This window comes from Polynucleobacter sp. JS-JIR-II-c23 (assembly GCF_035011225.1).
Lineage (GTDB): Bacteria > Pseudomonadota > Gammaproteobacteria > Burkholderiales > Burkholderiaceae > Polynucleobacter.
Genome location: NZ_JAYGQT010000001.1, coordinates 486,117 through 499,610, shown reverse-complemented (window position 1 = coordinate 499,610; position 13,494 = coordinate 486,117). Strand labels below are relative to the sequence as shown.

Below are 13,494 nucleotides of genomic sequence, written 5' to 3'. Positions count from 1 at the left end.
ACTATTAATCTTTCGGCTTACTTTACAGATTGACATATTTTTGATTGCTCTAGCATTTTTACTAAAGCATATATCGATGCGTTATATGGCACAGGAATGCCATGCTTCTTTCCTAATTCCAGGATATGGCCATTTAAAAAATCAATTTCAGTTTTCTTGCCTCTCGCTAAATCTTGTGCAGTTGAAGAACGCTGCGTGACCATAGTTGAGGCAATCAGAGTATTTGCCTCTAAAGCCTCTGCTTCCGAAATAAAAACTCCCTCTGCTCTAGCGACTGCTAAAAATTCTTCAGTGATATGTTCAATCTGTTGAATGATCTCGGGAACGCGCACCATCTCTCCGTAGGTAATTTGACCAATACCGGAGATGGCGTTGTAAGTGCAATTCACCAAGAACTTTAACCACATGTCCTTCTTAATGTGTTGCGCTATGGAGCAAGGAACGCCCGCACCTTCAAATAGCTTACAAATAGCAGCGAGATTTTCCTGATCCCACTCTTTGGCTGGCTGCAGTGTTCCGACATAGAGCTCACCCCTACCATGATGTTTCATAGTTCTTTGCCCGAGCATTCCTGTAGCGACATAAACAACTGCCGCATACACTGAATTTGAAATCCATTGCGTAGCGATATCTACATTAGCTACACCATTTTGTAAGCTCAGAATGACTGCATGACTAGGCACTATCGATGCAATCGCTTTTATGGTTTTTTCTGTATCTAGAGATTTCACACTAAGCAAAACTAGATCAGCATCCTCCAAAACAGACAAATCATCAGAAGCCCGAATACTCACAAGCTCTTGAAAGGATTTACAGTCCATCTCGAGGCCAAACTCATTAATCGCTTGGACCCGTTCAGATCTCCCAATCAGGGTGACATCATGACCAGCGCGCGCCAGCATGCCACCGAAGTAACAGCCTACTGCGCCTGCGCCTAATATGTAGATTTTTTGATATTTTGACAAAGAAATAAAGTCTATTAAAAGTTCTTTTACAAATCGAGAACCAATGTTCCACTTTTTACATGAGAGATACAAGGAGTTAAATATTCTGCATGTTCAGCATCACTCAAAATACAATCTCCATGCTCTACATCTCCACTGATGTAGCGTGTTTTACAGGTGCCGCAAAGACCTGATTGACATGAAGTAGAGACCTCAACTCCTAGTTTTGCCAACGCATCAATTAATGACTCCGATCGCAAGAGGGCTATTTTTTGGCCAGTGCTCTGAATTTGAATCGCTAATTCACCAGCATCTACATTAATCTCGGCTTGACCGCCCTCTTTTTCAGGAGGCTTGAAGTGTTCAAAATGAACATGAATATCACTCCGTTCTTTTGCAGCTTGAGCACATGCCTTCATGAATCCCGCTGGCCCACAGTAATAGAGATGGGAGCCAGCCTCAAGCACCCGAACCATTTCCGTAATATTCAAACCATTGCCAGGAATACCGCCATCCAAATGGAACTGAACTTCACCTGCATCCGATAAATTCCGAAGCTCCTGGTGAAATGCAATATTTTCTTGGGAGCGTGCGCAGTAATGGAGTTCAAATGGGATGCCTAAAGATTTCAGGCGATGACTCATCGACTTCAGGGGAGTAATACCAATACCACCGGCCAATAAAATGACTTTCTTAGCGGATTCATCCAGCTGAAAATGATTGCGCGGATTGCTTACTGACACGGAATCGCCCACTCTGAGTGCCTTATGAACTTCTTTTGAGCCACCGCGTCCGTGCTCATCACGCAATACTCCAACTACATAACGATTCTTTTCTACAGGGTCATTACTCAAAGAGTACTGACGGATAGCGCCTGATGGTAAATGCAGATCAATATGTGAACCTGCATCAAAAGGTGGCAATGCTTCTCCATCTTCAGAAACTAGCTCATACGAATGAATTGCGCTAGCCTCATGACGGATTTGTTTTATTTTTAATTGTAGTAATTTTTTGTCGGCCACTTTTTTGTCTCGCTCCAAAAAAGAGATGGGCTATAAGCACAGCCCATCTCTTTCAATACTTAGATTAATGTTTAAATTGGCCTTTTGCAGTCTGCTCAAGTTCTTCCATCTTGTTCTTAACAAACTCAATACGCTCTTTACCCTTGTATTGTTCGCTTTCAGTAAGAATGGCAATCACTCCTTTGGCAACAAAACGTCTTTGTGCAACTTCCTCTTCTGTAGTTGCGCCAATAGGTAGCTCAAATACATTGCCAGAACAGTAGCTATTAGGCGCCCCACCAACTTCTTTTAGCCACTCAGAAAATGCTTCTGCACTAGCCGCCGGATTGGATCCACGAACTGCATCACGCAACATTTTTCTAAAGAGATAAGGACCTGCATCAAACTTTGTTGGGTTCTCTAATGCATGAATTGCGATGGGTCGCTGACTAATAATTGCCTCATAGTCACCAGGTGCATATTGAGCCATCTTGTAATTCGACCTGGATCTGTGATCGGCAGGAATCTCTACGATATCGTTAATCGCGTGATTACCAAAGCGCTCTGCCCTACGCAATGCAACTTGTCCGTCCAAGAAGTCAATGGACTCGTATCCCACAAGTTCTTTTTGACCAATGCCGCGAGTATCGATGCCAGGGCCCATTACACGCCAACCAATCATTTTGCTATTAAAGTCATCGACTGGAACTGTCCAGCGAATAATATGAAAGCGGCTAAATAATTTTTTATTTGAGCCATCTTCAGACGTATAGGCATGCAGACTTAAGTTTGGAAGTACTTGATGCTGTACACGGATAAATAATTTGTCATTATTCACACGACGTGCACCTGAACAAGCTAAACCACGACCGCCATGAATGGGCACAAATTGCATATCAGGATGAACTTCCATGGTTGGCGCACCTACCTCATCAAAGGTTGTTCCCTGGTAGTGCCCACCCACCACATTTTTAGCTGCATGTAATTCAGCAGTGTGAAAATTATCTGCTGCATTATCTTGTACCTGCAACCAATTGCAGTGCTGAAAATTGCTATAAGGAACTAACTCGTCACCTTCTGCAACAGTAAAGTCTGCCTCCCACTCTGGGAATGGCGGCTCCTTATCTGGCGGCCCCATGTATGCAAAAACCAAACCATTTTTTTCAAAAGCTTTATAAGCACCTTGCTGAATTGAGCAGGCATATTTTTCAGCTTCTGCCTCTTCACCTCTAGGAAAGGGCGCATTCAGACAAGTGCCGTCTACGTCAAACACCATTCCGTGATAACAACATTTAATCCCATGCTCCTGAATCAAGCCGTACTCAAGTGATGCACCGCGATGCACACAATGTGCATGCAATACACCAACGCTACCGCTGCCATCACGAAAGGCGACTAATTCCTCTCCTAAGATCGTCAAAAACCTGGGTGTATCCGTCAGTTCAATTGACATACAAACCGGATGCCAAAAACCGCGCATGTACTCACCCATAGGAGTGCCAGGCCCAACTTCCGTTAACTCTGGATCATGCCCTGGAACTTTATTGGTGTAATAACCACCAAAAGGCACCAATTTTTTAGTTGTTGCTGCTGAACCAGCTGATGCACTAACCTTCTTTTCCGCCTGTTCTTGCTTAGTTGTCATTCCTAGGATCTCCTGTTTTTTTACTATTTTACGTACTCCGTATACTGTATACAGAGTATATTATAGTTTTTGAACACTCATACTGTGTAAAACTACCTCCATCAAGCCCTTAGAACCCTGAAAAGTAGATGCTGTCTCAACTGAATAAACTTCCCGCAAGAACTGACTATGTCGACGCAGTTTATAAAGCCCTGCTTGACGCTATTAGTGACGGCTCACTACCTCCAGGCACCAGAATTACTCAGGAAGAAATTGCTGAGCAAATGAACGTATCACGCTTGCCGGTCTTACAAGCCCTTCGCATGTTAAAAAATGATGGTTTTGTAGAAGACGCCCCCGGGAGAGGGGTTCAAGTCACAGCACTCAATATTGAATGGATTGATAAGCTTTATGAAGTGCGTGGTGCGCTTGACTCTCTAGCCGCAAAATTAGCGGCGCAAAAGAAATGTGTCATTGATCCCGCATTAATCCAGAATGGACGCTCGATTTCAGAAAAATGGGATGTTAGAGCACTAATCGATGCTGACATGGCCTTTCATAGCGCTATTTATGAAGCCTCTGAAAATCCTTTGATTGCTAAAAGTGCTCACTTACACTGGGTTCATCTGCGAAGAGTTATGGGTGCTGTTTTACAATCCACGCAACGGTCAGCTATCTGGGATGAGCATCAGGCAATTGCTGATGCAATTAAAAACGGGGATGAGAAAAAAGCTTCTGAACTATCGGAATTGCATGCCATACGAGCGAGAAAGAATCTGATTCACCAGCTCAGCGAAGTCCTAACTAGCCATTAAAAAATCCCAGCAGTGCTGGGATTTTTTAATGGAATTCAATCTGATCTTAAGCAAACATATCTGGTTGGTTTTCTTTCAAATAACCCCAGATTGGCTGAAAATGAAGCCAGCCAATATATTCACTACCTACATGCTCACGACTGTAACGAGCGACTTCAGGTGTCAGCATATTCGGCTTAATGCCAGTAGCTTCGACCATCATTTGTTGCTTGCAGCAACGCTCTAGAGCAATAAACCAAAATGCAGCTGCTTCAATACTATGACGACTGACCGTTAACAAGCCATGATTGCGGTGAATAATTGCCTTCACTTTTTTTAATGATCCCGCAACGTTGTAACCTGAGTTATCTTCAACTGCAACTTGCCCTGCTTGTTCAGACAAGACCATGTGGTCTTCATAAAATGCAGCTGCATCTTGAGAGATAGGATCCAACGGTTTACCAAGAGCAGCAAATGCAGTTCCATAAATAGTGTGAGCATGGCACATCGCAACAATATCAGGATGCTTTTCATGTACTGCCGCATGCAACACAAAGCCTGCGCGATTTAATGCATGCTTACCCTCCAAAATATTGCCATCGTGATCCGCCAAAATGAGATTAGATACCTTGACTTGATCAAAATGTACTGCCATTGGATTAGTCCAATACAAGTGTGGATGCTCTGGGTCACGCACAGTCAAGTGCCCCGCAAATCCGTAATCAAACTTTTCTAAAGCAAATGCACGACATGCGGCAACCAAACGCTCTTTGAGATGTTGACGCTCTTCAGCAAAGCTATTGAATTTAGGCTGATAAGGAAAAATCAGATTTTTATCTTCTGGTTGATAAATAGACTCTCTTCCGCCCAAGTCCAGCTTACGTTCTTTTTCCATCACTTCAGCCATGGTCACATCCCTTCTCTGTCAATACTCATTTCAGGTGAACTGATTCAATTCACCAATTAACAGCGATCATGGGCTTTTTTGAGCGTTTTGACAAACGATAACTATTCATAGATAGATGAATAATAATCATGTATATTATATTTACATGAGAAATATTCCTAACTATGTCTTATTGAGGGCTTTTGAGGCGGCTGCACGGCTAGAAAGCTTTACGCTGGCGGCAAAAGAACTGCATCTGACACAGTCTGCCATCAGTCATCAGATTCGTGAGCTTGAGGACTATTTTGGTAAATCATTATTTTTACGTCAGAACCGCAGGGTAGCACCCACAGCAGAAGGTCGTCGACTATTAGATTCACTCTCAAGAGTTTTTGATGTCATTGAAGCGGCCTGCAATGAAGTCACTCTTGCGCCCAGTTCGCAAATTCTTGCCTTGCACTGCTCACCCAGTTTTGCTGCAAAGTGGTTAAGCCCCAGACTGCCGGAGTTTATTAAAGATAATCCCGACATCACCATTCGATTAACTTCTGGTGCCGACCATATTGATTTATTGCGCAATCAAGAAATTGATATCGCCATCTCTTATCAATTTTCTCATGAGGGTCCCGGAGTAACCTCGCTTTCCCTGGGCGAAGAAAAAATTACACCACTTTGTTCCCCAGATTTGATTGATCCGAATATTCCTGTTGAGGAATTGATGAGCAAATTAACGCTCATCGAATCCTCACTGAATCACCATAGTTGGGAGCAGTGGTTTAAAATCAATCACCTCAAAAATCCCTCAACTAGAAAAATCGCCTTCGATCGTGCGGCCCTCTCAGTATCAGCCGCTGTAGACGGCATCGGAGTTGTACTAGAAAGCATCCGCTTTGCAGAAAGAGAAATTTCACGTGGAGAGTTAGTAGAAATTGGCGCAGGGGTTTTTCTACCAACAATGGATAGAACCCATTTTCTCTCTTTTAAATCCAATACCAAGAACAATCACAAAATTAAACTTTTTAAAGAATGGATTTGCACTAAGGCAGGAGTAGCTACGGAGTGAATTCACCAATATTCTTGTTTATATTAAGTGGAATTTGCTTTTCTAGTGTAGATGCTATTGCTAAGATTCTCGTTCAGGATACCAATCTCATTGCAGTGGTATGGTCTCGATTTTTTGGTCAGCTCTTACTCGCAGCTCCGATTGCATGGTACTTCTTAGGTAAGAATTTTTGGCGTACTCGTCATTTAGGCTTACAGTTATTTAGGTCTTGCTTATTAGTGGCTACTGCCACCTTATTTTTTGCGGGATTAAATTGGCTACCATTAGCAGAAGCATCCTCTATTACTTTCACCGCGCCAATTTGGGTGGCAATTCTATCGGGCTCAATTTTAGGTGAGCGTGTTGGCTTGAAAGAATGGCTAATAGCTGGGGTCGGGTTCTTGGGAATCCTCTTTATTGCTAGGCCGGGGTCGGCTATTTTTCATTTAGCTGCTTTGCTACTTGTCATGATGGCATTTTTGAACGCTATTTTCCAGCTCTATACACGCAAACTCACTCAAGATTCTGCATACACCACCTTTTTTTATAGCGGTATCGTTGGCTTGATAGCCTCAACTGCCTTACTCCCCTATGCGGATCCACTCCCTGTTTTGCCCATCTACGAATATGCCTTATTTGGATTGCTAGGCTTGTTGGGTGGATTTGCACATTTACTGGTTGTACTCGCCTTCTATCAAATGCGGCCTTACAAACTCACCCCGCTGGTTTTCTTGCAATTAATCTGGGCGGTTGGATATGGCTATCTCATTTTTGGACAGCTTCCAGATGGCCTCAGTGCGCTCGGCATGGTTCTCATCGCCGCTTCAGGTATTTGGCTCATCTGGAATCATCACTCTGCAGGCGCTGAGGATCCCAATAAGACTTAATAAAAAAGAGTTCGGCTATTTCTTTAACCAGCTAATGATGAGTTTAGTGACCGCCTCAGGCTGCTCGCGATGTAAAAAATGACCTGCATTATCGACTAGCTGAAAGTCATATTCGCCCGTGAAATACTGCGACTGCTCTAGCATGAGCTCTGCTCTTAGGTCCTCTCGTCCGCAAAGGGCTAATGTAGGAACCTTGATTGGACGCGCCATTTTTTCTCTGACAGCAGCAAGATTGGGATCGGCTTTAGCAGGGTCAAACATCGCGCGGTAATAAGCCAATGTGGCTGCAAGCACCCCTGGCTTTTCTAGCGTTTTTTTCACTGCCTGAATATGCTGTTCATCACGGTGACTTGGAATGGTCCAATAAGCCCAAAGATAATCAATAAATGCTTGATTGTTTGCGAGGATCGCTTTTTCTGGAAGATCGGCCAGTTGAAAGAACCACCAATGAAACGATCGATGAATATGTTTCGGATTGACTAAACTCTCGGTGACTTGACCCGGGTGGGGGACCGCCATGACTACAGCCCGGGTAATCAATTCTGGATATGCTGCCAGTAATGCATAGGCAATGATCGCACCCCAATCTTGACCCACTAAATAAACCGGCTCTCCACCAGAAAGCCCATTAATGAAAGCGGCAATATCTTCTACTAAAGTCGCTTTGTCATAGAAGCCATCTTGAGGAATTTCAGTAGGCGCATAACCACGCAAATAAGGCGTTACTACTCGATAGCCTTGCGCAACTAAAGCGGGTACTTGATGACTCCAAGTGCTCGCAATATCAGGGAAACCATGTAGCAATACTATCAAGGGGCCTTGGCCCTCTTCGTGGTACGCGAATTTGATACCGTTAGCTTCACTATATTTAATAGTCATAGTGTGATCTGTTGGTAATTAAAAGCAAGACACCGCTTCGAAGCGGCGTCTCTTTAAAAAGCATATCAGTTTGAGCGCATTACATCTTTTTAGTCTTAGCATCCTCTGCATTAAGATATTGAACGCGCCCATTTTCAATAACACCCATCACAACATCCTTAGCCTCAATTGCTTCGTGGTCAGTGGCACTATAAGGTTTAACATAAGTGGTAATCACACCAGGTACAGGCTCATTAAGATTTTGTAACGCCGCCAATACTTTTGGGCCTTCAGTGCTTTTAGCCTGTTTGATAGCAGCCGCCAAGATATAAACAGAATCGTAACCTTGTGCAGCAGAAACTGCCGAAGGCATTAACCCATTTTTAGGTTTGAACTCTTTTAAGTAAGCATCAATAAAGGCCTGACGCTTAGGCGTATTGCCGATCTGAATAAAGGTCTGAGGCATCACTGCACCATCACCATTTTTACCAGCTGTATCGATAAAGCTAGACATAGACAGGGTCCAGCTACCAATAATAGGTTTTTTCCAGCCTAACTTTCCCATACCATTAGCAATTTGAGCTAACTCAGGGCCAATTCCATAAGTCAGGATAGCTTCTGCGCCAGCATTTTTTGCTGAGAGTATCTGAGAAGTCATATCCACATCACCAATGTTGAACTTCTCGACTGCAACCGGAGTAACACCATAGGCCTTAAGCGCTTTTTCCATGTCTTCACGTCCTAACTGGCCGTAATTAGTAGAGTCAGCCAGAATGGCCACCTTCTTGAATCCACGCTTTTCTATGGCCTCTTTAGCGATCATAGGAGCTTGGAGACTATCCCTAGCAGCAATGCGGAAAATATAATTTTCAGGAGCATTAGGAAATTGTTGGGTTACAACTGATCCGGATGGCATTCCAATCACAGGAATTTTTGCATCCTGATAAAAGCGCGAAGAAGCCAAAACCACCCCAGTATTCACAAACCCTAAAACCCCCACAACCTTTGCATTGTTAATAAATTCTTGCGCAATTTGAACGCCGCGCTCATTCTTTGCCTCATCATCCCTTTCGACCAAAACAATTTTCTTGCCAATAACTCCACCGGCAGCATTAATTTCATTGACTGCAATTTTGATGCCAGCGCGGTTACTGACACCCATTGAAGATGAACCACCCGTATAAGGACCTTGCACTCCAAGAATAATATCTTCAGCATAAGCACTGGTTGTAAGCATTCCGATAACTGCTGCTGCATAGATGTGATGACGAATCTTCATACTGTCTCCTAATTTAATGTTGTAATTAACACAACTATCTTTGTTACTATCATTAGTGAAATACATACTACAGGCAATACAAAAACAAAAAAACTTATTGAGCTAGGGATTACGCTAATCCGAACTGAAAAATACAAATACTATTTACTAAATACTTTTTCCATCTCTCGACGGAACGCAATCGCTTGCTTAGTGCTGTCATAATCAACATCACTCCAACAGACAGGTTTGCCTGCAGGAATATCCTTATTAAGAACCATGCTATGTGCTAGCCCAATTGGGAGAGCGCCCAGCTTCAGTGAATCAGCCGTTGTCATGAGCTTTCCATAAACAGTAAAACCACCTTCACCATCCAATTTCTCGCCCGTCTTCAGAGCTCGTTTAGCGGTGGCAACTACATCACCCCTCCAGTCACCGGTAGCTCCAGTAGCCTCTCCACGAACTGCAATGCTCGCAACAGACGTACCCAATTCCAAACCGATTAAATGGTACGGTTTATACATTGCTGCATATTTACCGGTGCTATCCGTTTTTAAGCCATATTGCGAAAAACAATCCATTACATACTGACTTGGTGCCTCAAAAACGACATACACACCCCAACGCAGGTCGCGAAATACTGGTCGACCATCTCTCTCTACAGAAGAAGTAACTTCAACCGTGCCCTTTTGCGTCAGAATGCCACCCTCAGATACTGGGCGGAAAATATGAGGTAGATCATCCACGCCACAAGGCGGGAACACTAAACCATTGCTGGGGGGAGTAAGGTCGCAACCATTCGATACTGCAGCCATTTCCAGTGCAGATTTAGTGCCATCTAAAAATGAATTAAACATTTGGGCATTAAAGTCACCGCCGGCGACCTGTTCTTCAGAAAACCCGTAGTGACCCCATACCGTATCTGGGGTGGACTGATGATAGATCGGCAAATATTTAGTCCCTTTGCCTGCGCATACCACTTCCATGCCAATAGTTCTGGCCCAATCCACCAGCTCAGCGATGAGAGCAGGTTGATCGCCAGAAGCCATGGAATAAATTACACCCGCTTCTGCAGCTTTGCGAGCCAATAATGGGCCGGCCAATACATCAGCCTCTACATTCACCATGATGACGTGTTTGCGATTCTCAAAGCAGAGCAATGCATGTCGAATGCCTGCTGCCGGACTACCAGTAGCATCAATCACAATGTCGATGAATTCGCTGGCAATCATCTTGTCAGCATCATCAGTAACAAATGTAGCTCCCGACCTGGCTGCATCTTGTAATGAAGTTGCGCTATAACGAGGCGCATCCCACCCCACCCTAGCAAGAGATTCTTTTGCGCGGACAGGCGATAAGTCAGCCACAGCAATCAAATGAATGCCTGGAGTCCGCGGCGCTTGGGAGAGATACATGGAACCAAATTTGCCAGCACCAATGATGCCCACTCGTACGGGGTTGTTATTTTCTCCACGCGCTTTGAGCTTTTGAATAAGGGACATCTAAAAATCTCCAGTTCTTTTTTATAGTAAATGTTTTATTTATTTTTTAAGGCTTCTTTCGCTACCTTGGCGATATTATCTGCATTAACACCAAAATATTCTCGCAATGCAGCTCGAGTATCGCTCCTACCAAAACCATCGGTACCGAGGGTAATATACCCCCTACCCTCAGGAATATAAGCGCGAATACTTTCCGGTAGCGCATGCACATAATCAGTAGCAGCAATAATGGGGCCTCGCGCTTGAGCAAGTACTTGGGTTATAAACGGTAACTCAACACCATTCCCGCCCGAAAGCTTTGCCTGCTCTTGAGCCTTACCATCTCTGGAAAGTTCGCTCCAGCTAGTCACACTAAAAATATCGACGCCAATGCCAGCATTGGCTAATGCATCTGCAGCCTTCAATACTTCAGTCATGATGGCACCAGAACCTAACAAACTTACACACTGCTTGTTATCATCATTTTTAGCTTTCACTGTCTTTAATTTATAACAACCACGAATGACGCCTTCTGCCGCATTGGTAGGTAAATCTGGTTGTGCATAGTTTTCATTCATCAGCGTGATGTAGTAAAACAAATCTTTTTGATCTACCAACATATCTCGCATACCTTGACCCAAAATCACCGCCAACTCTCCAGCAAAGGCTGGATCATAAGCTTTGCAGTTTGGAATAGTGCCTGCAACCAGTTGACTGCTGCCATCTTGATGTTGCAGGCCTTCGCCACCTAAGGTAGTCCTACCAGATGTTGCGCCCAATAAAAATCCCCGTGCACGTTGATCTGCCGCTGCCCAGATAGCATCGCCAATTCTTTGGAAACCAAACATCGAGTAATAGATATAGAACGGCAACATGGCCGTGCCGTGAACACTGTAGCTCGTTGCGGCTGCTGTCCAGCTAGCAATGGCACCCGCTTCACTAATACCCTCCTCTAGGATTTGACCATCCAATGCTTCGCGGTAGCTCAGCACGGAGCCAATATCTTCTGGCTCATAGCGTTGGCCTACGCTGGAGTAAATGCCAACCTGTTTAAATAAATTAGCCATACCAAAGGTGCGCGCCTCATCCGCAACAATCGGCACAACCCGCGGACCTAGCCCTTTGTCTTTGAGCAAATTACCAAGCATGCGCACAAATGCCATCGTAGTAGACATCTCCTTATCTTCTGCCTTAAGTGCAAAAGCAGCATAAGAATTAATATCGGGGATATTTAACTGATCGCAAGTGGAATATCGCTTTGGCAATTGACCGCCCAACTGCGTACGCTGTTGTTTTAGGTACTGCATTTCATGGCTACTTTCTTCTGGCTTAAAGAATGCCAAGCTAGTAGCCTGCTCATCAGTCAATGGCAAATTAAAGCGATTGCGATATTCAATCAAAGCTTCATCGTCGAGCTTCTTTTGACTATGAGTGGTCATCTTTCCTTGACCTGCGTTACCCATACCGTAACCCTTTTTGGTATGGGCCAAGATCACGGTGGGCTGCCCTACATGGTTAGCGGCTGCATGATAGGCGGCATAGATCTTGACCAAATCATGGCCGCCACGCTTGAGTCGATCAATCTGCTCATCGGTCATACCCTGCGCTAGGCGGGAAAGCTCTTCATTCTGACCAAAAAAGTTTTTACGGTTAAAACTGCCATCTTTTGCGGCAAAGGTTTGCATTTGACCGTCAACCGTTTGTGCAAAGGCCTTGACTAAAGCCCCCGTAGTATCTCTAGCAAATAAACCATCCCAATCACTACCCCAAACCAACTTAATCACGTTCCAACCTGAACCACGGAACAGTTTTTCGAGTTCATCAATGATTCTGCCATTACCGCGCACTGGCCCATCCAAACGCTGCAAGTTGCAATTGACAACCCAAACCAAGTTATCCAGTTTTTCTCGCGAAGCCAAAGTGAGCGCACTCATACTTTCCGGTTCGTCCATCTCACCATCACCAAATACCCCCCATACCTTTCTGGTGGTGCAGTCTAATAACTTACGATCAGTGAGATAACGCATAAAACGGGCATGATAGATTGAGCTAATCGGACCAATACCCATGGATCCCGTTGGAAACTGCCAAAAATCAGGCATGAGCCATGGATGGGGGTAACTTGATAAACCTCTCGCACCAGAATCCGGCGCAGTAATCTCACGTCTGTAATGGGCTAAATCATTTTCAGTTAGCCTACCCTCTAAATAGGCACGCGCATATACGCCCGGTGCACTATGCGGCTGGAAGAAAACTAAATCGCCACGCTCTTTTGCATTCCCACCTTCTGTTCGAGCGCGGAAAAAGTGATTAAAACCCACCTCAAATAAGTCTGCGGCACTCGCATAACTAGCTATGTGTCCACCAAGTTCACCATAAGCTTCATTCGCTTTAGCTACCATAGCCAGAGCATTCCAACGCATCAATGATGCCAATTTTTCTTCTGTTGCCAAATCTCCAGGGAATTCTGGCTGCTCATCAACAGGAATGGAATTGATATAAGGGGTAACCAAATCAGGAACCCAATTAATCTGATTTTTATTGGCCAGCTTTACTAAATTATCTAAAATAAATTTAGCACGCTCACTATCACCAGACGCAAGCAAATCCATAAACGCCTCATTCCACTCGGCAGTTTCTGCGGGATCCCTATCGATGTGCTCAAGGCTTAAGCACTTCTTGATGTCAGGCGCGTTCATGAAAATTTCCTTTGGATCAT

The 13,494-nt window shown here is 44.3% G+C and carries 11 protein-coding genes; 3 read left to right on the top strand and 8 right to left on the bottom strand.

What is annotated here, in order from left to right; all coding sequences use genetic code 11:
* Positions 1–17: 17 nt before the first annotated feature.
* The 3 genes from VC159_RS02600 to VC159_RS02590 form a co-directional block, all read right to left on the bottom strand.
* Positions 18–965: a ketopantoate reductase family protein gene (locus VC159_RS02600; RefSeq protein ID WP_215303329.1), complete on the bottom strand. Its 948-nt coding sequence runs from the start codon at positions 963–965 to the stop codon at positions 18–20.
* A 26-nt stretch (positions 966–991) separates the two neighbouring features.
* Positions 992–1,966 (bottom strand): PDR/VanB family oxidoreductase, encoded by a 975-nt coding sequence (locus tag VC159_RS02595; protein WP_280785625.1) that lies wholly within the window; start codon positions 1,964–1,966, stop codon positions 992–994.
* A 64-nt stretch (positions 1,967–2,030) separates the two neighbouring features.
* Positions 2,031–3,590, bottom strand: coding sequence for a Rieske 2Fe-2S domain-containing protein (locus tag VC159_RS02590; protein ID WP_215303333.1), 1,560 nt, complete (start codon positions 3,588–3,590; stop codon positions 2,031–2,033).
* A 128-nt stretch (positions 3,591–3,718) separates the two neighbouring features.
* Here VC159_RS02590 and VC159_RS02585 point away from each other — a divergent pair, with 128 nt between their 5' ends.
* Positions 3,719–4,384: a GntR family transcriptional regulator gene (locus tag VC159_RS02585; RefSeq protein WP_323472622.1), complete on the top strand. Its 666-nt coding sequence runs from the start codon at positions 3,719–3,721 to the stop codon at positions 4,382–4,384.
* 46 nt (positions 4,385–4,430) lie between these two features.
* On the opposite strand, the gene VC159_RS02580 is transcribed toward VC159_RS02585, so the two are convergent.
* Positions 4,431–5,270, bottom strand: a complete 840-nt coding sequence (locus VC159_RS02580) for a class II aldolase/adducin family protein (protein WP_215303336.1) — start codon at positions 5,268–5,270, stop codon at positions 4,431–4,433.
* Between the two features lie 115 nt (positions 5,271–5,385).
* Between VC159_RS02580 and VC159_RS02575 the strand changes: the two genes are divergently transcribed.
* Together VC159_RS02575 and VC159_RS02570 are read left to right on the top strand one after the other, a co-directional pair.
* Positions 5,386–6,312: a LysR substrate-binding domain-containing protein gene (locus VC159_RS02575; protein WP_323472621.1), complete on the top strand. Its 927-nt coding sequence runs from the start codon at positions 5,386–5,388 to the stop codon at positions 6,310–6,312.
* The gene (locus VC159_RS02570; protein WP_215303338.1) at positions 6,309–7,178 is read left to right on the top strand and encodes a DMT family transporter; all 870 of its coding nucleotides are present in this window, start codon (positions 6,309–6,311) and stop codon (positions 7,176–7,178) included. The genes VC159_RS02575 and VC159_RS02570 overlap by 4 nt, the downstream gene beginning before the upstream one ends.
* A gap of 15 nt (positions 7,179–7,193) precedes the next feature.
* Here VC159_RS02570 and VC159_RS02565 read toward each other — a convergent pair whose 3' ends face one another.
* From VC159_RS02565 to mdeB, 4 genes are all read right to left on the bottom strand, one after another.
* Positions 7,194–8,057 (bottom strand): alpha/beta hydrolase, encoded by an 864-nt coding sequence (locus VC159_RS02565; protein ID WP_323472620.1) that lies wholly within the window; start codon positions 8,055–8,057, stop codon positions 7,194–7,196.
* 79 nt (positions 8,058–8,136) lie between these two features.
* Complete coding sequence (locus VC159_RS02560; protein ID WP_215303340.1) at positions 8,137–9,315, bottom strand: ABC transporter substrate-binding protein; 1,179 nt, start codon at positions 9,313–9,315, stop codon at positions 8,137–8,139.
* A 140-nt stretch (positions 9,316–9,455) separates the two neighbouring features.
* Entirely contained in the window at positions 9,456–10,796 is a 1,341-nt protein-coding gene (locus VC159_RS02555) for an NAD(P)H-dependent oxidoreductase (protein WP_215303343.1), read from the bottom strand.
* 35 nt (positions 10,797–10,831) lie between these two features.
* Positions 10,832–13,474 carry an alpha-ketoglutarate dehydrogenase gene (gene mdeB / locus VC159_RS02550; protein ID WP_323472619.1) on the bottom strand — a complete coding sequence of 881 codons (2,643 nt, stop codon included), beginning with the start codon at positions 13,472–13,474 and terminating at the stop codon, positions 10,832–10,834.
* Positions 13,475–13,494 lie beyond the last annotated feature (20 nt).

Excerpts from the sequence above, each read along its gene's own strand:
- VC159_RS02580 (WP_215303336.1), bottom strand. The coding sequence starts at position 5,270 with ATGGCTGAAGTGATGGAAAAAGAACGTAAGCTGGACTTGGGCGGAAGA.
- VC159_RS02575 (WP_323472621.1), top strand. The coding sequence starts at position 5,386 with ATGAATAATAATCATGTATATTATATTTACATGAGAAATATTCCTAAC.
- VC159_RS02590 (WP_215303333.1), bottom strand. The coding sequence starts at position 3,590 with ATGACAACTAAGCAAGAACAGGCGGAAAAGAAGGTTAGTGCATCAGCT.
- VC159_RS02560 (WP_215303340.1), bottom strand. The coding sequence starts at position 9,315 with ATGAAGATTCGTCATCACATCTATGCAGCAGCAGTTATCGGAATGCTT.
- VC159_RS02555 (WP_215303343.1), bottom strand. The coding sequence starts at position 10,796 with ATGTCCCTTATTCAAAAGCTCAAAGCGCGTGGAGAAAATAACAACCCC.
- VC159_RS02565 (WP_323472620.1), bottom strand. The coding sequence starts at position 8,057 with ATGACTATTAAATATAGTGAAGCTAACGGTATCAAATTCGCGTACCAC.
- mdeB (WP_323472619.1), bottom strand. The coding sequence starts at position 13,474 with ATGAACGCGCCTGACATCAAGAAGTGCTTAAGCCTTGAGCACATCGAT.
- VC159_RS02585 (WP_323472622.1), top strand. The coding sequence starts at position 3,719 with ATGCTGTCTCAACTGAATAAACTTCCCGCAAGAACTGACTATGTCGAC.